The following is a 19,606-nucleotide window of genomic DNA, read 5'->3' on the forward strand; positions in this document are numbered from 1 at the left end:
CCAGCGCAGTGGGCTTGGTGTCACGCGGGTCGTCCCGCCGATGTGTTACCCCATTAGCCTCTGGCGATGACCGGGTGGGTAGTGCTTTGGTGGATGAAAGGGGGGCAGACCCGATCGATCGAGGAGCCGGTCATGGCCAAGCCGTTCAGAGGTGTCGTCAATCTCGATATTCGTGATTCGATCCCGGACTGGGGTCCGTACGAGCAACCGAAGGCCCCGCCCGGTTCGCCGAACGTCCTCTACATCGTGCTCGACGACGTCGGCTACGGCGCCCTGGGCTGCTACGGCGGCCCGATCGAGACCCCGAACATCGACAAGATCGCCGCGAACGGGCTGCGGTACGGGCAGTGGCACACCACCGCGCTGTGTTCCCCGACCCGCTCTTGCCTGCTGACCGGCCGCAATCACACCACCAACGGGATGGGCTGCATCAGCGAGGCCGCCAGCGGTTTCCCAGGCGCGAATGGGCACATCCCACCCGAATGCGCCACCCTCGCCGAGATCCTGGTCGAGCACGGCTATTCCACCGCGATGGTCGGCAAGTGGCACCTGTGCGCCCAGGACGAGATGAACGCGGCATCCACCAAACGGAACTGGCCGATCGGCCGTGGATTCGAACGCTTCTACGGCTTCCTCGGCGGGGAGACCAACCAGTGGTACCCGGACCTGGTGCACGACAACCACCCGGTTCAGGCTCCGACCACGCCGGAGCAGGGGTACCACCTCGGTGTCGACATCACCGACCGGGCCATCGAGTACCTCGACGACGTCAAGGCGATCGCCCCGGACCGCCCGGTGTTCCTGTACTACGCGCCGGGCTGCGCGCACGCCCCGCACCACGTGCCCCGCGAATGGGCCGATCACTACCGCGGGAAGTTCGATACCGGGTACGAGGCGATGCGCGAGCAGATCCTGGCCCGGCAGAAGCAGATGGGTCTGGTCCCGCAGAACACCGAGCTGCCCCCGCTCAACCCGGTCGGCACCCCCGAGAACCGCACCGGCCTCGACGGTCAGCCGTTCCCGCCGCTGGACTTCACCCGCCCCTGGGACACCCTGTCCGACGACGAAAAGCGCCTGTTCGCCCGGATGGCCGAGGTGTACGCGGGATTCCTGTCGCACTGCGACGACCAGATCGGCCGCCTGCTGGCCTACCTCGAGGACATCGAGCAACTCGACAACACCATCATCGTGCTGGTCTCCGACAACGGCGCGAGCGGCGAGGGCGGACCCAACGGCTCGGTCAACGAGAACAAGATGTTCAACGGCGTGCCCGACGACCTGGCCGAGAACCTGATGATGCTCGACGAACTCGGCAGCACCAACACTTACAACCACTACCCCAACGGGTGGGCGATGGCCTTCAATGCCCCGTTCAAGATGTGGAAGCGCTACACCTTCAACGGCGGCACCTGCGACCCGTGCCTGATCTCCTGGCCCGCCGGGATCACCGCCCGCGGCGAGACCCGCGACCAGTACCACCACGCCATCGACCTGGTCCCGACCCTGCTCGACTGCCTCGGCCTCGAACTCCCGGACACGATCAAGGGGTACGCCCAGCACCCGCTGCAAGGGGTGAGCATGCGGTACAGCTTCGACACCGGCACCATCCCCACCGCCAAGCACACCCAGTTCTACTCGATGCTCGGTAGCCGGGGGATCTGGCACGACGGCTGGAAGGCCGTCACCACCCACCCCACGATCAGCGGCTGGAGCCATTTCCCGGACGACACCTGGGAGCTCTACCACACCGATGTGGACCGCGCCGAGCTCCGCGACCTCGCCGCCGAGGAGCCCGGCCGACTGGCCGAGCTGGTCGGGCTGTGGTTCCACGAGGCCGGCGCCAACCAGGCGCTGCCCCTCGACGATCGTCAGCCCGTCGAGATCCTCACCACCCCACGCCCGCAGCCGGTGGCCCCGCGCAACCGCTACGTCTACCGTCCGGGGGGCGCCCCGGTGCCCGAGTCGGTCGCGGTCAGTGTCCGCAACCGCTCGTATTCGATCGGGGCACTCGTCGACATCCCCGACCCGGGCGCGTCCGGGGTGCTGTTCGCCCACGGCGGCCGGTTCGGCGGCCACACCCTGTACGTCAGGGACAACCGGCTGCACTACGTCTACAACTTCCTCGGCAGCGAACAGCAGAGGATCGACGCCACCGAAGACGTGCCGACCGGTCACAACGTGATCCTGGCCGCCTCCTTCGACAAGGACGGTGAAGATCCGCCCGGCACCGCCCAAGGCGTGCTGAGCCTGTACTACGGCGACCGCAAGGTCGGCGAGGGCCGGATCCGGACCCAACCCGGCCCGTTCGGTCTCGGCGGCGCGGGCCTCACCGCCGGCCGCGGGGGCGCCGAAGCCGTCACCGACGACTACCCCGGCACCACACCCTGGGCGTTCACCGGCGGCACCCTGAACCGGGTCGCCGTCGACGTCAGCGGCGAACCCTACGTCGACCTCGAACGCGCAGCCGCCGCCATGCTCTCCCGCGAATAGCAAGATCGAAACGACGAGGCGTCGGGCTCTGCCGACATGATGTGCTCGGTGGAGCCCGCGCTTTCCGTCGAACGTGTCCACCGATCAGCATTCCTGTTGTGCCCCAACAACTCCGAGATGCGGGCGTCAGCGTCCTGATCGGCCGTCGCGGTATTGCCTGCTGCGCGCCTCGCCGGCCAGCGGCCCGCGAGGCTACCAGCGAGAGACGACGCTCGGGTTCGGCTCGTCGCTGCCCCGAATCGCGACCGGAGTCGCCGGCGTAATCAGGAGGCGAACCGTCGAGTTCTGGCTGACGAAACCGACGAATCCGCCGTTGCCGTGGTCTTCGAAGATGCCCCTGATGGCGTCCTCGAGGCCGTGGGCGGCGGCCGCATCGGCGAGCGGATAACGGACCCCGTCGTAGATCGCTTCGTAACTCATGATCCTTCTCCCGCTGGTGTCGTGGTCCTCCCAGCGTAAGAGCGCCGGGCGAGCAAGATGTCGATCGGCGGGAGTCGGTCGACAGGCTCCCACCGACAACGGTGTTTACCGCGTGTTCAATCCGTGCGGGCACGCTCTCTTCCATGAGTACTCGCCATCAGCCGCCCCCGGAGGACCGTCCACCGACGAGAACGACACCGACACGTCGAAACTGCCCGGACCTCACTAACCACTGAGGCACCGACTACCGATGACGCAACGCCACCCGAACGCCCTCCGCTACTACTCCACACGAAAGGACGCCATGACCGACGGACCGGCCGAGTACACGCCCCCAGGTTCCGCACGGACACACACCACCGAGTGGATCAAGGCCCATCTCGAGCGGATGGACCGTCCCGACCCGCAGGCGGCACCGATCACCGGCGGGACGACCACCGAGCCGACCTGACTCGCGCGGCCGACCACGACCAGCGGGGCCAGCAACGGTACCGCCCCGCAGGGTGGGTCAGCGCGCGAGACGCGCGGCGTCCGCCCGGGAACCGAGCGCACCCCCGACCGATCCCGCGGACCACAGAGATTTGGAACCCGAACATCCGCACACACCGCCACCGGCGCACGGCGGTGGCGCTGAGCGGCGAGGAGTGCGGTACCTGTTGGCGCGCAGCCTTATTCCGATGCTCATGCACGACCAGTCGCGCCTACTCGACGTCAATCAGATGTTCGCGACCCTGCTGGGATACGACCTGCCCGAGATCGCCGGCCTGCACGTCCACCAGGTGATCCACCTGAATGACACCGCCATCGGCTCGCCGCGACCGTTCGACGCACATGAGAACGCACCCATACCGTGAGAGCCCCGGAGCGGTAATGCGGAAACACTGATAGGCGAAATCCAAGTGAGGACAGTCCCCGACCCGAGGCCGGGGACTGTCCTCGCGTTTGAGGGCTCGCGCGTCAGTTACCGAACCGGAACCAGAATCGGATCACCCGGCCGAGGGCGACGATCACCTTCGCGAAGTCGCGGAGACCGGCGGTGCTGCCGGTGAGGATAACAATGAGGATGGCGGTGACCAGGCAGGCGGTCACGAAGAAGACAAAGCACGCGGCAATCACCAAGGCGATCGAGACGAGAATTTCGGGTTGGGCCATGTGGACCTCCTTCTGTTGGCGGACACGCGACGACAGCGACCGTTGTGGTGCTGCCCAATGAGTGATCTCCAACAGAGGGACGGGCCCTCCCCACCCGCAGGTGGGATACCTAAATCATCGCTTGGACCTGGCACTTCCGTCAATAGAGGCATCGAAAAACGGTACGCGAGGTTGACACAGGTATGCATCACGCTCCGCTGACAACTCAGGAGATGACCGAGGACGCAGTCCGCCGGTTTGCTCACGTCGTGCGGTGAGGGCGACGACGAGCCGCTGCACTGTCTCGCCGAACGCGCAGCAGATGGCTCCACCGATACCCCGGTACCCGCCGCGGCATCGCCGCCGGGCCGGATCTCGATTCACCCCCGACCACCCCGATGGCCGGGGAATACTGGAGGGATGCGGATCGTGTTGATTCTCGGCGCCGTCGGGTTGGGACTCGAGGAATTGGAGTCCGCGTGATCCTCGACGCCATCGGTGCGCCCATCGTTCTTGCCCCGATGGCCGGCGGACCGTCCACGCCGGAACTCACCGCGGCCGTCACCGAGGCGGGCGGGTTCGGCATCCTCGCGGCCGGATATCTGAGCGCCGACGTGCTGGCGCAACGGATTTCACAAACGCAGCAGCTCACCTCGGCGGGGTTCGGGGTGAACCTGTTCGCGCCGGGAAAGCCGACACCGGTCGAGCAGATCGCGCCGTACCTCGACGAGCTCGCCGCGACCGGAGCCGAAGTCGGCGAACCGCGTTTCGACGACGATGACTGGTCCGCCAAGCTCGACCTCCTCGTCGCCGATCCCGTTGCGGTGGTGTCGTTCACGTTCTGCTGCCCGTCGCCGACAGAGATCGAGCGACTGCACGCCGTCGGGTCCGAGGTGTGGGTCACCGTGACGTCGACCATCGAGGCGCAGGTCGCCGTGACTGCGCGCGCGGACGTGTTGATCGCGCAAGGAGCCGAAGCCGGCGGTCATCGTGCCACCTTCCTCTCCCGTCCGGGCGACGATCTCACCGACCCGATCGGCCTGATCGCGTTGATGCAGTTGTTGCGCGGCACCGTCTTCCCGGTCCCCCTGGTGGCCAGCGGCGGCATCACCACCGGCGCTGGGCTGGCAGCGGCGCTGGCAGCTGGTGCAGCCGCCGCGCAGCTCGGATCGGTCTTCATGCGCTGCCCGGAGGCGGGTACCTCGGCGGTGGTGCGCGACGCACTCACCAGGGGCCGGCCGACCGCGCTCACTCGTGCGTTCACCGGACGGTGGGCGCGTGGCATCCGCAACCGATTCCTCGACGAACACACCGCCACCGCACCCGCTGCCTACCCGGAGATCCACTACGCGACGTCGCCGCTGCGCCAGGCCGCGCGTGAGAGCGGAGACGGCGAAGCGGTGAATCTCTGGGCCGGGCAGTCCTACCAGCTCGCGAAGGATCGGCCCGCCGCCGAGGTGGTGCAGCGCCTGGTCAAGGGGTGCCGCGTATCGCTCGAGGCTGCGGCGAAGCGGATCTCACCGCCGTGACCTCAGTGTCGGGTCCGCGCCGAGCCACCGTCGTGTACAGCAGTTGCCACCCCGTATTTCATCGCTGAGTTAGAGCCGGCATCGCCGTGTTTCATATGCCCTTGGGCGGGTCGCGATCAGAAATGTGCTGCTCAGGCTTCGGGAGAACGCCGGCAGGCACCACGGTCACCGGATCGGACGGGGCGCACCCGCCGTTTGCTCCCCGCGCGGCGTCGGCGACGGTAGATTCACGTATCGCTGCTCCCGCAAGATTCCCGCTCGTCGAAGGGATCGTCCGTTATGAGTAAGCCGACTCACCGGTGGATGCGCCGCGGTGCATCCACCGCCCTTGCCGTCGCCATCGGATTCGCCACCCTCTCCTGCGGATCGGATGACACCAGCGGCGGTGGGACGGAGTCGACAGCCCCGGAATCGCCCGACGTCGCCAAGATCGAACAGATCGTCCAAGGCAAGATGACCGAACTCGACCTCTCGTCCGCCGTGTTCGGGGTGTGGCGCGGCGACGAGCAGGTCACCGTCGGCGCGCTGGGCGGATCCCCGATCGGCGTCCCCGCGACGCCCGACATGCAGCTGCGGGTGGGTCAGCCGATGGAGCCGATGCTGTCGACGGTGCTGCTGCAACTCGACAAGGACGGCGTCGTCCCCCTCGACAAGCCGATCGCCGAATGGGTCCCCGACTTCCCGCGCGCCGACAAGATCACCCCGCGGATGCTCGCCAATAGCACCACCGGCATCGCGGACTACGTCACCGACCCCGAATTCCTGAAGCAGTTCTACGCCAACCCGATGGCGGGCTTCACTGCGCAGCAGATCTTCGACCTCGCCAACGCGCGGCCGCCGCTGTTCGAACCCAGCACCAATTGGGCGTACGCCCACAGCGATCTGTGCCTGCTCGGCGTGGTCCTCGAGAAGGCCACCGGCACGACCCTCCACGATTTGATCCAGCAGCGCATCCTGGACCCGCTCGGCATGAACTCCAGCGACGTCGTCCTCACACCCCAGATGACGGAGCCGACGCTGCACGGCTACACGAATGAACGTGGCGTCTTCGAGGACTCCACGTTCTGGAACCCCACCGCATTCCTCAACAGCGGCAACATGAACTCCACCCTGGCCGACGTCTCCGTGTGGGTGCGTGCGCTCGCCGCAGGCAAGTTGCTCTCCGAGGAGCAGTTCAAGGAAATGATGGCCCCCAGCACCGCCGGCCTCGGCCCCATGACGGCGCAGAAGTACTTCGCGTTCGGGGTCGTCCACATCGACGACTGGCTCTACATGAACCCAGCATTCGGCGGCTACAACGGCGTCGCCTTCTACGACACGAAAACCGACACGACGATCGTCGTCTACTGCACCCTCGGACCGAAAGCCAACTCCGACACCAACAACGCCGTCCCCATCGGCAAAGACATCGGCGCTCTCCTCGTCCCGGACCGACCCCCGAACGTCTGATCTCCGCTGTGGTGCGTTCGGTGAGCCTAACGCGCCGGCAGGCGATACACCCGCCGCGCGGTTTCGCCGAAGAACAGAGCCTGTTCCGCCGACGACAGGTCGTCGAGGGCTGCCTGCACGGTGGACACCATGGTGTCGCTGTCCCACAGCAGATGGTCGATCGGGTAATGGGAGGCGAACATGCATCGTCCGGCGCCGAAGATTCTGAGCGCCGTCCGCACCCAGCTCCCGATCGCGTCCAGCGAAGTTCCGAAGATGAGGGCGATTCCCTGAAACTTGAGGACGACGTTCGGAAACTGACTCACCGCACCGAGGCGTTCTTCCCACCGGGAGAAGCCGTCGGCAGTGAGGTCGACGGGCCAGCCGACCGCCTCCAACACGAAGGTGGTGTCGGGAAACGCAGCAATGAGTTCGTGCGTGTCGGGTAGCTGCTCGTCGTATACGAGCAGCTCCCACACCAGCCCCGCGTCGGCGACCTTCTCGAACCCGTGCAGCCAGGCCGGGTCCGACAGGTAGTCGCCCCGCGCACCCAGACGCTTGACGGGGTCTTCCGCCCAGTACAACGGCTGACGCACCGCCTGGACCACCGGCAGATCCCGGTATCGCGCGAGAACATCTGCCAGACCATCCGATTCGAGCTGCGCGGCCGCGATGAAGGCGTTCGGAACGCCGACACGATCGGCGCACTCCTGAATCCAGAGGGCCTCCGCGACACCGTCCGCTGCTCCGAACTCACACGCGACCGAGGCCGCGACGGGTATCCCGTCGACCTGTGCCCGGTAGTCGTGCGGCAGGTATCGGCGTGCCGCGTCATAGTAATTCGACAGCAGCGCGGTCAGCGCGGGTGGGCGATTGTCGATCCACGGGTACGCGAGGTCGGGCAGATTCAAGAAATGATGGTGCGCATCGACAATGTCCACCTCACACAGCATATTTCACTTCTGCACGACCGGCCGAGACTTGGTTGAGCTCAACTCGCGTTGAAACTATCCACGGCGGCGGTGACTGCGGCGGCGAATCCTTCTCCCCCGTGCCCGGCGTCGTCGAGCACGACCAACTTGCTGCCGGGCCAGGCCCGCGCGATCTCCCACGCGGTGTCCAACGGCCCGGACACGTCGTAACGTCCGTGTACCAGGATCGCCGGGATGCCGGCGAGGGCGCCCATCCCTTCGAGGATCTCGTTCGGGGCGAGGAAGCAGTCGTGTGACCAGTAGTGCGTCACCAACCGCGCGAACACGCTCCGGAATGCGGGATCGTCGTAGCGCGGGTTCGGCTGCCACCCCGGCATCAGCGAAACATGCGTGTCCTCCCACGCACACCACCTCATTGCCGCCGTCCGGCGCACCTCCGGGTCCGGGTCGGCCAGCAGGCGGGCGTAGGCGGCCGGGAGGTCCCCTGCCCGTTCAATATCAGGCACCGCCGCGACGAAATGTTCCCACTGCTGCGGGAACACGCGACCCATGGCGCGGGTGATCCAGTCGATCTCCCGCCGGGAACCCGTGGTGACCGCACCGAACACCGCCGCAATCACCTGCTCCGGGCACTTCTGTGCGTATGCCAATCCCAGGCTGACGCCCCACGAGACGCCGGTGACGATCCACCGCTCGATCCCGAGATGCTCACGCAGGCGCTCGATGTCGTCGACCAGGTGCGCGGTCGTGTTCGACCCCAGGTCGTAGTCGGGGCCGTCCGCCAACGGCGTGCTGCGACCGCACCCGCGCTGGTCGAACAGCACCGCCCGGAACGCGGTCGGGTCGAAATAGCGTCGCGCTCCCGCGGTACTCCCCGAGCCCGGTCCGCCGTGCAGGTACACGACGGGGATCCCGGTCGGGGTCCCGACGGTCTCCCAGTACACGCGGTGACCGTCGGAGACGTCGAGGAGTCCGGACTCGTACGGCTCTACCGCCGGATACAGTGCGTCGCCCACCGCCTCACCCTGCCACGACGCCGGACGTCCGCGCGTCACGAGATGGATTGCGGGTCCTGTCCGTACTGTGATCTCGATGCACTTCGGACTGACTGATCTGATCGACCCGCGCCTGCTGCCTCTCGTCGACGCGTCGCGGGCGTTCTACGCGAAGCGCGTCGCCGGTCGGAGTCCGAGTAGCGGGGCGGAACTTCGATCGGTCCGAGCCGATGCCCCCGCCCCCGCCCCGTCGCAACCGCCGGCTGTCGAGGAGGTCGTCGTCAGCGGTGGTCTTCGAGTCCCGCTGCGGATTCACGCCCCCGTCGGCCGGGCCGCGACGGGTGTCTACCTGGAGATCCACGGCGGCGGCTTCTACATGGGGTCGGCTGCCGGCAGTGACGTCCGCAACCGCCGACTCGCGGACGCGCTCGGCGTCGCGGTCGTCAGCGTGGACTACCGGCTCGCTCCGGAACACCCGTGGCCGGCCGCACCCGACGATTGCGAAGCCGCCGCACTCTGGCTCGTCGAGCACGCCGCGGACCGCTTCGGGACGACGAAGCTCTCCATCGGCGGCTTCTCGGCCGGTGCAACGCTCGCAATGACCACGCTTCTACGGCTGCGCGATCGGGGGATATTCGCCATTGATTCCGCCGTGCTGCAGTTCGGAACGTACGACCTCAGCGCGCAGACACCCGCCGGACGCCTGATCGCCGACGAGTACTTCCTCGACGCCTACGCGGGCGCGGCGTCGGACCGCACTCATCCCGACCTCTCCCCGATCTATGCCGACCTCACCGATCTGCCTCCGATCCTGATGGTGGTCGGGGACGCCGACATTCTGCTCCAGGACAACCTGGCCATGGCCGCACGGCTGTCCGCTTCGGGCGTCGACGTCGATCTCCGTATCTACCCGGACTCACCCCACGGATTCACCGGCCACCCGACCCCGATGGCTCGGGCGGCCCACGACGACATGCAGATGTGGCTGAACAGCCACCGCCGCGAGAGTGCAGGAGGTGGTCGGCATCAGTGAGTACCGTTCGAATCAGTTGTCCGATAATTCCGTTCCGGTAGCACCGATCGCGGCGCTCTGGGATCGCGGCGAGGTGATCGGCGCAGCGGTGCTGGCGGTCGCGGGGATCGCCTGGTTCGGCTGGGCGCAGCAGGACCCGCCCGCACCGTGGGTCCCGTACCTGGTCGCCGGGTCGGTGATCTCGGCGCTACTCCTGGTCGCGCTGGTGATGCTGCTGGTGCGCCGACTGACGACGACCGGCTCTCCGATGGCAGACCCACGAGTCCGCCGCCGCTACTGGCTCACCGTTGCGGTGGAGGTGGTTTTGATCGTGGTCGGAAACCTCCTCCTTGCCGCGGTCGGGCATCAGGCGTACGACGCGGCGTGGACGCTGTTCGTCGTCGGTGTCCACTTCATTCCGCTGGGCAGGGTCTTTCACGCCCGGGGCCTTGCCCTGACCGGTGTCGTCGCGGCGCTCGTCGCGGTGGCCGCCGCGTGTCTCGGGCTTGCCGGCGCCGTCTCGCCGAGCGCGGCGGCCGGTGCCGGGGCCGGGGTCGTGTTCATCGGTTACGCCGGCTGGGTGCTCGGACGGGGACGCCGCCCCCGCCCGGACGGGTGACGCCCGGTAGCCGACGCGCTCAGCAGTCGAACACCGACCAGCAGATGTCGTTCCGCAACCGCTGGTCGTCGAGGACGAGTTCGCGAATCGCCTCGGGGAGTTGGTCACGCTGCCAACGGCACTCACGTCGTCCCGCTGCGTCGCCCTCACCCGCGGGCGCGGCAGCACGTGCGGCTTTGATCGCATAGGCGGCGGCACCGAGTTCGTGCGCCGCGACGTGCGCGACCGCCCCGGCCTGCCCCGCAGCATAGGCGGCGTGCCGGGCGGCTCCACGCAGGTCTCTGGCCGCGCCCATGGCATGCCCGCCGGCGGCGCGGGCCTCCATCATCTTGACCTCCCCACGCACCCAGGCGCGGGCGTTCTCGATCGCGTCACGCGGTCGTGGGTCGTCGGGCCGAACCGACTCGAACAGGTTCAGCACGTGCTCCGCGCACGATGCCGCCCACAGGGCCAGAAGCTGGTGATCCGCGTCGGTGAGGGTGCCACCGCGGCGGATCGTCACGAAGCGCGGGTCTCGGACCTTCGGGAGGATCATGGCTAGATCTTCCAACACGTGCACCACCCAACCGACGTTCCCGGACACCGGCGCTTGACCCTGACACAGTGACAAGGACTCGAATGGTCGGCGAAGGAGGTGGTTGTCGTGAACACAACCAACCAGGGTGGGCCGAATGCTCACCTCGCCGACGCTCTGGCCGCGACCGACCCGTCGGCCCGGCTGCGGGCGGCGCTCGCTGCGGGCACGCACCCCGATCCCCGATTCGCGGACGCTCTCGTCGATCGGTGTGCCGTCGAACCGGACTTCTACGTCCGCGACATGCTGACCTGGGCTTTGTGCCGCCTGCCCGCCGAGGTCACGGTGCCGAGACTGGTCCACGAGCTCGGGTCCGGCTCCGCGCAGGCCCGCAGTCAGTCGCTGCACACCCTGTCCAAGATCGGGGATCGGCTCGCCTGGCCCGCGGTGTCCGCACTGCTGCACGACGAGCACGACGAGGTCGCGCGCAGCGCGTGGCGGGCGGCCGTGGTCCTCGTCCCACCCGGCGGCGAGGCTGCGCTCGCGGCCGAACTGATGATCGAACTCGGACGCAGCGACCATCAGATGCACCTCAGTCTGAGCCGTGCCTTCGTGGGACTCGGGGACGCTGCCCTACCGGTCCTCGACGCAGCCGGGACCAGTCCCGATCCGCACGTTCGCGCGCATGCCGATGCGACGAGGCAGCTCTGCCACGACCCCGACAGCGGATTCGCCCTCTCACTCGAGATGGCGACGCGCGTCGCGGTCGCCGGTCCGGACACGTAAGGGAGGAGATGGGGATGTTGATCGGCGAGGTCTCGCGGCGGTGCGGTGTCAGTACACGGATGTTGCGCCACTACGACAGGTTGGGACTGGTCGAGCCAACCGGCCGCACGTCGGGTGGCTACCGCGAGTACTCCGCCGATGACATCCGACGGCTCTTCCACGTCGAGAGCCTGAGGACGTTGGGGCTGTCGTTGAACGAGGCCAAGCGCGCACTGGACGAGCCCGATTTCGCACCGGCCGATCTGGTGGGAGACCTCATTCGGCACACCCGCCAGCGGATCGCCGCCGAGGAGGAACTGCTCGGCAGGCTCGAAAGCGTCGACGCTGCCTCCCCCGCGGAGTGGGACGACGTCCTGAACCTCGTCACCCTGTTGCGGGCGCTCGAATCGGAGTCCGCCGCCCGGCGTCAACAGGCGATCCTCTCTGCGAACGGGAAGGCGTCGCTGCCCGTCGAGGCGTTGGTCGAGGCTGCCCTCTCGGAGGACGACCTCAATGTGGCCGGCGCGCTGCAGTGGTCGTTGGCGAGGATCGCCGGTCGAGGACTCGCGGATCTCGCCAACGGCCTGGACGCGGCGGAGGTCGACGTCCGGCGTCGCGCCACCACCGCGATAGCGGCAATCCACACCGAGGAGGCCGCCGTACATCTGAGACGTGCCCTCGACGACTCGGACGCCACGGTCCGCGGGTACGCGGCCCTGGCGCTCGGCTCTCGCGGGAACAGCGAGTCGATACCCGTCCTCCTCCAGATGGTCGTTACGGGGCGGCTCGACGTCGAGGCCGCCGAGGTGCTGGGTCTGCTGACGACCCTCTCTCCGACGGCCGACGACATCGTCGGGGCCATGCAGGACACGCTCGACACCGTCGACGACGCGCCCACCCGGTTGCGGATCACGCAGGCACTCGCCGAGATTCCCGGCACGGCGGCACGGAAGGCACTCACCCGGCTGACCCACGACGACGATCGGACGATCGCGTCCACCGCGGCAGCGATCATGCAGGCGCAGGATCGCGGATAATTCCTGACACAGGATGTCAGGGTCTGGGTGCGAGCATGGTTTCACCACCGACAGACAAGGACCTCCATGCGCGAAACACCCGAAGAGCTCGGTGAACTCCAGCGACTTCTCGACGCCTCGCTGTCCCGCTCGACCGCACATCTGCGTTCGATCATCGACACCGAGAGAACACTGACCGCGGAGCAGCTCACCGAGGTCGTCACCGGCATGTGCACGCTTGCGCTGTCTACCGTCACCGCCACGGGCGAACCGCGGATCAGCGGAGTGGACGGGCACTTCCTACACGGGAAGTGGCACTTCGGCACGGCGCGCGGCGCAGCCAAGGCCCGCCACCTCGCCGCCCGGCCCGCCGCCAGTGCGGCGCACATGCGCGGTGAGGACCTCGGCGTGTTCGCGCATGGCACGGTGGAGATCCTCAACCCGCAGGACGGCGAGCCGGCCGCGGACTGGCCCGACCTGCTCGCCTACTTCAAAGACTTCTACGGCGAAGACTTCTTCGACTGGGACAACGACGTGGTCTACTACCGGCTGCATCCGCACTGGATGACCGTCTACGCCGCGGATTTCGCGAAGCTTGTCGCGCAGTCGGATTCACGACCCTCGATCGATCCGACCGACCGCTCGGTGTGATGACGATGCCTGCATGGGATCGCCGGAACCACAGCGCACTCGACGACAGAGTGTTGCACTGGATCGAGGGCACGGTGAAGACGCCGTACTGGGACATTGCGGCGGCCCTCTACTTCCCGCCCGGATGCGACGAGTGTGCTTCTGTGTGGCTGGCCAATTCGATCAACGCGGACCGGTAGATGTCTGTGATCGCCGCTGCGAGTTCGGGTTCACTCTCGGGGGAGGGGGATGCGAAATCGGCACTCCACACGACTTCGGCGCCCTCGGGATGGGGGTTGACGGTGAAGTTCGAGGAATAGAACGACAGGGGCAGGGGCCCGGAGACGTACTCATAGGTGTAGCTTCGCTGTGGATCGTCGTGGTGGACGATCCGCTCCGTCGCTTCGCCACCGTCGTTGGCGAAGGTCGCGTACCGCAGGTCACCGTGTTGGTGGGACTTTTCCAGCGCGGGGATCCAGTCCGCGACGTTCGCGGTGTCTCCGCCGATTTTCCACACGGCATCGGGTGTTGCCCGGATGACGTAGGTTTCAGTTACTCGCATGCGGCGCTCACTTTCTTCGTTGCGTCGTCGTGGGTGAGGAGCAGTTCGGTCAGTCGGCGGATCTCCTCCGGCCCTATACCGTTGTCCTGGAGCAGGTTGCGGGTCCCGCCGTACCGACGGTCGACGTTGCCGAGGAACCGTTCCATCGCATCCGCGGGCGCCGTCCATGCCTCCGGTGGGTAGAGGTCGGCGGCGGGGCCGTACGACGCCATCTGCCGCAGACGCCGCATGGATACGGCGACGTCGTCGGGGGCGGCCGCGTAGTCGGCGGCGATGTCCTCGCGGAGCACCCCGATGGCGTCGAGGAGCAGTGCCACCGCCACCCCGGTCCGGTCCTTGCCGACGGTGCAATGCACCAAGACCGGGAGAACGGCGGGTTCGAGAAGCCGTGTGGTCAGGGAGACGACCCCGGCGGCGTCCTCGGCCAGGTATTTGAGATAGCGGGTGACCAGCGGATCGTCGCCGTCCATCGGGGCAACCGCCGAGTCCTCGGCCACGCGGTCGCCGATGCTGAACGGGTGACGGAAGTGGCGAACCCCCAACTCGTCGAGAGGTCCTCGCCCCTCCACCGCGACCTCGTGGGGCAGCCGCAGATCGATGGTCGCCCGGATCCCGGTGTCGGCGATCAGTGCCCGCCCCGACTCCTCGTCCAGGAACTGCGGTGTCCCGCTGCGGAAGAGCACTCCGGCCCGCACGCGCCCGCCGTCCCGGGTTCGCAGTCCGCCGACGTCGCGGAACCCGAGAAGCCCTGCGTAGATCGCGGTCATGACTGCGTCGACAGGATGGTGACCACGCAGGCGTTGCCGTCCATTCCGGCCGCTCCCCCACCCATCGTCTCGACGAGCCCGACCCGGTGCCGGGCAACCTGCCGCGGTCCGGCCTGTCCGCGCAGTTGCCATGCGATTTCGGCGAGCTGCGCCATTCCGGTTGCGCCGAGGGGGTGCCCGCGCGAGAGCAGCCCTCCGCTCGGGTTGACCGGTTGCGCACCGTCGCGGGTGGTGTGGCCGGAGGGGGCGAGTTCGGCGCCCTTGCCGCGGGGTGCGATGCCGAGCGCCTCGAGGGTGATGATCTCACCGATGGTGAAGGCGTCGTGCACCTCGAGCACGTCGATCTCCTGCGGGGTGCGATCGGCCTGCGCGAAGGCCTTCTCGGCGGCGCGGGCGACGCTGGCAAATCCCCAGACGTCCTCGCTGCGCTGGTCCCACAGGGCACCGGAGACCATCGCGGAGGCCTCGATCCGCAGGTCGTTGCGGTTGCCGCGGTCGCCGCCGACGATGGCGGCGCCGGCCCCGTCGCTGGTGGGGCAGCACTGCAGGAACGTCAGCGGTTCGGCGATCATGCGGGAGTCGAGCACCTCCCGAACCGTGGGCACCGTGTCCCGCAGTTGGGCGCGGGGGTTGTCCATCCCGTTGGTCTTGTTCTTGACCGCGATGGCTGCGAGTTGTTCCGGGGTGACACCGAATTCGCCGACGTACCGCTGCGCCTGCAGGGCGTAGAGCCCCGGCAACGGCAGCGACGCAGCGCCTTCCGGGTCCGTCGCCTCCGGCACGATGGCACCGGAGAACAGGGTCGACATCTGGTCGACCCCGAGAACCAGCACGCACTCGAATCGCCCGTGCCGCACTGCCTCCACCGCTTCGTGATAGGCGGCGGTGCCACTGGCGCAGGCGTTCTCGACGGTCCACATGGGCACGGAGGGAATGCCGAGTCCGCGTTGGATGCGGGTGGCCACCCCGGGCGGGCCGAACACGGATCCGACGATGATGGCGTCGATCGCGTCGGGCCGGATGCCGGCGTCCCGGACCGCTTCGGCGACTGCGGTCCAGGCGAGTGACTCGACTCGCTGGTCGGGGAATCGGCCGTAGGACGAGGTTCCGACGCCCCACAACATGGCCTGGTTCATCGCTGCACCTCCGAAGTGGCGACGAGGTCGCCGTCGTCTGCTCCGGTGATCTCGAGCCGTGTACCGATCTCGAGTACCGCGGGTTCGCCGAGGTGAACGAGTACCCGGGGGCCGTCGTCGAGGTCGACGTACGCCAGCCCGAACGGTGGCCGGCGGGTGCCCACGGGGATCGCGACCACGGTGGATGACCAGGTCCTGCCTGTGCGGGCGAAGCGGGCCGGTTCGGTGGAGGCGTAGCACACCGGGCACCACGGCAGATGCTGTTGCGCGGTCGGGTACCGGCACACCGTGCACCGGGAGCCGAGCACGGCATCGCCGTCGAGGACCGGCCGCGAGTCGGCGACGGGCAGTCCCCCGACGGCGGAGCCGGCACGGCGCTTGGTCGGCCGCCCCACACCCAGCTCGCTCATCGGTGATCGCCTTCCAGGGTCAGCGAGAAGTCTTCGGCCTCGATGTGCAGGTAGGCACCCACGGACGTCTCGACGAGTTCACGGATGTACTTCATCTGCTTGCTGGTCGGGGCGAAGTCGCGGTTGCGTTGCGGGGTCGCGCGCATGACGTCGATGTCGTTCTCCGGGACGAGCAGTCGCAGGAGCAATTCGTCGTCGCTGATCGATTCGCCGAACTTCTTCCGCAGGTCGCCCAGGCTCGGCTGCGGAGGCTCCCAGTTCTCGTAGCTCTTCGCCTTGGGCGAACTCATGATGGTGTCGTACACGTTCGGATCCATCGGGGCGACGGGTTTGCCGTAGAAGCCTTGCGAATAGATCATCACCTCGTCCGGAACCACGGAATACCGGGATCCCGTCACCACGTTCAGCACCGCCTGCGTACCGACCAGCTGCGAGAACGGGGTGGCCATGACGGGGTAGCCGAGTTCTTCCCGCACCCGGGACATCTCGTCGAGGACCTCCTCGAAACGATCCTCCATGCCGCGGTCGCGCAGCTGCGCCTTGAAGGTGCCCGCCATTCCGCCGGGAAGCTGGTGCCGGTACTGGAACAGGGAGTACTCGGCCGGCTGACCGACCGGCAGGTCCTCGTACTCCGCGACGCGCAGGAGGTGCTGTTCGACTGCGGCGAAGCGGGATTCGTCGAGGTCGACGTCGAAGCCGGCGTAGCGCAGGTTCGCCACCGTGTTCTCCGTCGAGGGCAGCGACACTCCCGCCGCGAGCGGGCGGCTTGCCGTGTGCACACGATCAGCGCCGGCGAGGACGGCTTCCAGGTAGTTCAGCGGCGCGAGCGCGTTGTTGCTGTGAAAATGGACCTCCACCGGCAGGTTTCCGGCCGCACCTTTGATGGCCGCGATGAGCGAGCGGGTGCGCTCGGGGGTCAGCAGGCCGGCGGCATCCTCGAGTTCGATACCGTCCGCACCGGTCGCGACCAGCTCCCGTGTGCGGGCGGCGTAGTACTCGTCGGTGTGGTACGGCGTGTCGGCGTAGAGGATGCACGGCAGCGCCTGACCACCCTCGGCCTGCACGGTCTTGACGAGGCGGCCGATCTTGTCGATGTTGAACAGCCCGTCGTAGATCCAGAAGCTGCCGACGCCGTGAGCGCTGAGCCGCTGCACCCACAGGTCCATCACGCTGTCGGCAGTGAGGCCGAATGTGACGATCCCGTTGCTGCGGGTTCCTGCTCGGACCGTCGTCTCGGGCATCGACTTCGACAGCGAGATCAACTGCTCCCACGGATCTTCCTTGCAGTGCCGCACGAGCACCTCGAAGATCGAACTGCCGGCGAGATCGATGGTGTGAAAGCCGGTGCGGTCCAGCTCGGACGCCATGGGCAGGCCCATGTCCTTGCGCAGCCGCATGCCCCACCAGCTCTGGGGGCCGTCGCGCAGGGTCTGGTCGACGATGTCGATCTTGCGCTTGCTGCCGTCGGCGTTGCGCGGGGCACTGTCGAGGAAACTCATGAGATCTTCTCCAAGTAGTCGGGGAGGCCCCGAGAGGCAATCCAGTCGGTGGTGACGGTGCCGGCGCGAAAGTCCGCATGGTCCAGAGCCACCCGCGCGAAATCCGCGGTGGTTGGAACTCCGGTCACCCCCAGTCGGCCCAGGGCGGCGACCATCCGGTCCGCGGCGACGTCCCGGTCGGGGCCGTATGCCACGATCTTGGCGAGCAGGGAGTCGTAGTAGGGGGTGACGACGTAACCAGGTTCGCAGTGGCTGTCGACGCGGATGCCCTCGCCCTCCGGCGGTTCCCAGGTGTGCACCGTCCCGGGGTTGGGGATGAAGCCGCGGGCCGGGTCTTCGGTGGTGATGCGGACTTCGATGGCATGTCCGGTCAGGTCGATGTCGTCCTGGGTGAACCGGAGCGGTTCGCCGGCCGCCGAGCGCAGCTGCTCGGCGACGAGGTCCACGCCGGTGACCATCTCGGTCACCGGGTGTTCGACCTGGATTCGGGCGTTGAACTCGAGGAACGCGAACTCGTGGGAGTCTGCGTCGTAGATGAATTCGACGGTTCCGGCGCTGTCGAGCCCGAGCGCCTCGGCGAACAGAACCCCGCTGCGTCGGATGTCCTGACGAATCTTCTCGGGCAGATTGGGAGCAGGCGATTCCTCGACGACCTTCTGGTGACGCCGTTGCAGGGTGCAGTCGCGTTCGCCGAGGTGGATGACGTTGCCGTGTTTGTCCCCGAGCACCTGGACCTCGATGTGGCGGGCGTTGCGGATGAATCGCTCGACGTACAGTCGTCCGTCGCCGAACGCCGATTGGGCCTCGGCCGCAGCCGACGACCAGCGGGCACGTAGTTCGGATTCGTTCTCGACCACCGACATTCCCCGGCCGCCGCCGCCGGCGGCGGCCTTGACCAGGACGGGATAGCCGAGCTCGGTGGCCGCGGCGACCGCGGCCTCGGTGGAGTCGACCACCGGCGATCCCGACAGCACCGGGATGCCGGCCGAGCGGGCGAGTTCACGGGCGCGGGCCTTGTCGCCGGCCTGCGCGACCGCTTCCGGCCGCGGTCCGACGAAAGTGAGTCCCTCGGCGACGCAGGCGGCGGCGAATTCCGGGTTTTCCGACAGGAACCCGTAGCCGGGATGGACGGCGTCGCACCCGGCGCCGAGGGCGGCGCTGAGCACCGCGGGGATCGCCAGGTAGCTCTGCGATGCCGGGGCGGGGCCGATGCACACGGCGCGGTCGGCCATCCGGGCGGCGAGCCCGTCGCGATCCACGGTCGAGGTCACGGCTACCGTTTCGATGCCGAGGGCCCGGCAGGCCTTGATCACGCGGACCGCGATCTCCCCGCGGTTGGCGACCAGGACCCGCCGGAGCGGCGTGCGGTGCGGTGATTCGGTGGACAGGGTCGACGGGCTAGCCATCGGTCGGCCTGATCAGGAACAGCGGCTGGTCGAATTCGACCAGGTCCGCGTTGGTGGCGCAGATCTGCACGATCTCTCCGCCTTGTGGAGTGACCACCGGGTTCATCAACTTCATGACCTCGACGATGGCGATCTGCTGCCCGGCCTCGACGGTCTGCCCGACCTGGACGAACGGCGGCTCGCCGGGGCCGGGGGCCACCCAGAAGGCGCCGACGGTCTGGGCTCGCACTTCGATGCAGCCGGTGGTGTCGACGGCAGGCGGCGCCGCCGGGGCGGGCGCGGCCGCAATCGACGCTGCCACAGGGGCAGGAGCAGGGGCAGGAGCAGGAGCCGGAGCCGGAGCCG

Annotated in this window: 22 protein-coding genes; 10 read left to right on the forward strand and 12 right to left on the reverse strand. The window is 67.9% G+C overall.

What is annotated here, in order from left to right:
- Positions 1-132 precede the first annotated feature (132 nt).
- Positions 133-2,490, forward strand: coding sequence for an arylsulfatase (locus JWS14_RS17200; RefSeq protein ID WP_206013886.1), 2,358 nt, complete (start codon positions 133-135; stop codon positions 2,488-2,490).
- 192 nt (positions 2,491-2,682) lie between these two features.
- On the opposite strand, the gene JWS14_RS17205 is transcribed toward JWS14_RS17200, so the two are convergent.
- Complete coding sequence (locus tag JWS14_RS17205) at positions 2,683-2,910, reverse strand: hypothetical protein (RefSeq protein ID WP_072946733.1); 228 nt, start codon at positions 2,908-2,910, stop codon at positions 2,683-2,685.
- 250 nt (positions 2,911-3,160) lie between these two features.
- On the opposite strand from JWS14_RS17205, the gene JWS14_RS17210 reads away from it, so the two are divergent.
- Both JWS14_RS17210 and JWS14_RS17215 read left to right on the forward strand, forming a co-directional pair.
- A complete protein-coding gene (locus JWS14_RS17210; RefSeq protein ID WP_072946732.1) occupies positions 3,161-3,361 on the forward strand; it encodes a hypothetical protein in 201 nt (66 codons plus the stop codon).
- Positions 3,362-3,587: 226 nt separating this feature from the next.
- A complete protein-coding gene (locus tag JWS14_RS17215) occupies positions 3,588-3,764 on the forward strand; it encodes a PAS domain-containing protein (protein ID WP_206013887.1) in 177 nt (58 codons plus the stop codon).
- Between the two features lie 103 nt (positions 3,765-3,867).
- Here the strand turns inward: JWS14_RS17215 and JWS14_RS17220 are convergent, their stop codons facing one another.
- Positions 3,868-4,062: a hypothetical protein gene (locus JWS14_RS17220; protein WP_005565087.1), complete on the reverse strand. Its 195-nt coding sequence runs from the start codon at positions 4,060-4,062 to the stop codon at positions 3,868-3,870.
- A gap of 458 nt (positions 4,063-4,520) precedes the next feature.
- On the opposite strand from JWS14_RS17220, the gene JWS14_RS17225 reads away from it, so the two are divergent.
- Positions 4,521-5,570, forward strand: a complete 1,050-nt coding sequence (locus tag JWS14_RS17225; RefSeq protein ID WP_206013888.1) for an NAD(P)H-dependent flavin oxidoreductase — start codon at positions 4,521-4,523, stop codon at positions 5,568-5,570.
- 279 nt (positions 5,571-5,849) lie between these two features.
- Positions 5,850-7,019 (forward strand): serine hydrolase domain-containing protein, encoded by a 1,170-nt coding sequence (locus JWS14_RS17230; RefSeq protein ID WP_206013889.1) that lies wholly within the window; start codon positions 5,850-5,852, stop codon positions 7,017-7,019.
- Positions 7,020-7,045: 26 nt separating this feature from the next.
- On the opposite strand, the gene JWS14_RS17235 is transcribed toward JWS14_RS17230, so the two are convergent.
- Together JWS14_RS17235 and pip are read right to left on the reverse strand one after the other, a co-directional pair.
- On the reverse strand, positions 7,046-7,951 hold the full coding sequence (locus JWS14_RS17235; RefSeq protein ID WP_072946730.1) for an amidohydrolase family protein: 906 nt from the start codon (positions 7,949-7,951) through the stop codon (positions 7,046-7,048).
- A 38-nt stretch (positions 7,952-7,989) separates the two neighbouring features.
- Positions 7,990-8,946, reverse strand: coding sequence for a prolyl aminopeptidase (gene pip, locus JWS14_RS17240; protein ID WP_206013890.1), 957 nt, complete (start codon positions 8,944-8,946; stop codon positions 7,990-7,992).
- Positions 8,947-9,022: 76 nt separating this feature from the next.
- Between pip and JWS14_RS17245 the strand changes: the two genes are divergently transcribed.
- Together JWS14_RS17245 and JWS14_RS17250 are read left to right on the forward strand one after the other, a co-directional pair.
- A complete protein-coding gene (locus tag JWS14_RS17245) occupies positions 9,023-9,958 on the forward strand; it encodes an alpha/beta hydrolase (RefSeq protein ID WP_206013891.1) in 936 nt (311 codons plus the stop codon).
- Positions 9,942-10,556, forward strand: a complete 615-nt coding sequence (locus JWS14_RS17250) for a hypothetical protein (protein ID WP_206013892.1) — start codon at positions 9,942-9,944, stop codon at positions 10,554-10,556. Before JWS14_RS17245 ends, JWS14_RS17250 begins: the two co-directional genes overlap by 17 nt.
- 19 nt (positions 10,557-10,575) lie before the next feature.
- On the opposite strand, the gene JWS14_RS17255 is transcribed toward JWS14_RS17250, so the two are convergent.
- A complete protein-coding gene (locus JWS14_RS17255; protein ID WP_072946729.1) occupies positions 10,576-11,091 on the reverse strand; it encodes a putative immunity protein in 516 nt (171 codons plus the stop codon).
- Positions 11,092-11,190: 99 nt separating this feature from the next.
- On the opposite strand from JWS14_RS17255, the gene JWS14_RS17260 reads away from it, so the two are divergent.
- The 3 genes from JWS14_RS17260 (at position 11,191) to JWS14_RS17270 (ending at position 13,502) form a co-directional block, all read left to right on the forward strand.
- On the forward strand, positions 11,191-11,856 hold the full coding sequence (locus JWS14_RS17260) for a HEAT repeat domain-containing protein (protein ID WP_206013893.1): 666 nt from the start codon (positions 11,191-11,193) through the stop codon (positions 11,854-11,856).
- A 14-nt stretch (positions 11,857-11,870) separates the two neighbouring features.
- A complete protein-coding gene (locus tag JWS14_RS17265) occupies positions 11,871-12,872 on the forward strand; it encodes a MerR family transcriptional regulator (protein ID WP_206013894.1) in 1,002 nt (333 codons plus the stop codon).
- A 66-nt stretch (positions 12,873-12,938) separates the two neighbouring features.
- Positions 12,939-13,502, forward strand: coding sequence for a pyridoxamine 5'-phosphate oxidase family protein (locus JWS14_RS17270; RefSeq protein WP_206013895.1), 564 nt, complete (start codon positions 12,939-12,941; stop codon positions 13,500-13,502).
- A gap of 109 nt (positions 13,503-13,611) precedes the next feature.
- Here the strand turns inward: JWS14_RS17270 and JWS14_RS17275 are convergent, their stop codons facing one another.
- From JWS14_RS17275 to JWS14_RS50075, 7 genes are read right to left on the reverse strand one after another with little or no spacing between them, the layout of a single operon-like run.
- Positions 13,612-14,043 (reverse strand): SRPBCC family protein, encoded by a 432-nt coding sequence (locus JWS14_RS17275; protein WP_206013896.1) that lies wholly within the window; start codon positions 14,041-14,043, stop codon positions 13,612-13,614.
- Positions 14,034-14,810, reverse strand: coding sequence for a tyrosine-protein phosphatase (locus tag JWS14_RS17280; RefSeq protein ID WP_206013897.1), 777 nt, complete (start codon positions 14,808-14,810; stop codon positions 14,034-14,036). The genes JWS14_RS17275 and JWS14_RS17280 overlap by 10 nt, the downstream gene beginning before the upstream one ends.
- Positions 14,807-15,946, reverse strand: a complete 1,140-nt coding sequence (locus JWS14_RS17285) for a thiolase family protein (protein WP_206013898.1) — start codon at positions 15,944-15,946, stop codon at positions 14,807-14,809. Before JWS14_RS17285 ends, JWS14_RS17280 begins: the two co-directional genes overlap by 4 nt.
- Positions 15,943-16,356, reverse strand: coding sequence for a Zn-ribbon domain-containing OB-fold protein (locus JWS14_RS17290; protein ID WP_072946723.1), 414 nt, complete (start codon positions 16,354-16,356; stop codon positions 15,943-15,945). Before JWS14_RS17290 ends, JWS14_RS17285 begins: the two co-directional genes overlap by 4 nt.
- Positions 16,353-17,855, reverse strand: a complete 1,503-nt coding sequence (locus tag JWS14_RS17295; RefSeq protein ID WP_072946722.1) for a carboxyltransferase — start codon at positions 17,853-17,855, stop codon at positions 16,353-16,355. The genes JWS14_RS17290 and JWS14_RS17295 overlap by 4 nt, the downstream gene beginning before the upstream one ends.
- Positions 17,852-19,261, reverse strand: a complete 1,410-nt coding sequence (locus JWS14_RS17300) for an acetyl-CoA carboxylase biotin carboxylase subunit (protein ID WP_206013899.1) — start codon at positions 19,259-19,261, stop codon at positions 17,852-17,854. The genes JWS14_RS17295 and JWS14_RS17300 overlap by 4 nt, the downstream gene beginning before the upstream one ends.
- Positions 19,254-19,562, reverse strand: coding sequence for an acetyl-CoA carboxylase biotin carboxyl carrier protein (locus JWS14_RS50075; protein ID WP_241031380.1), 309 nt, complete (start codon positions 19,560-19,562; stop codon positions 19,254-19,256). The genes JWS14_RS17300 and JWS14_RS50075 overlap by 8 nt, the downstream gene beginning before the upstream one ends.
- Between the last annotated feature and the right edge of the window lie 44 nt (positions 19,563-19,606).

Source organism: Rhodococcus koreensis, assembly GCF_017068375.1.
GTDB lineage: Bacteria > Actinomycetota > Actinomycetes > Mycobacteriales > Mycobacteriaceae > Rhodococcus_F > Rhodococcus_F koreensis.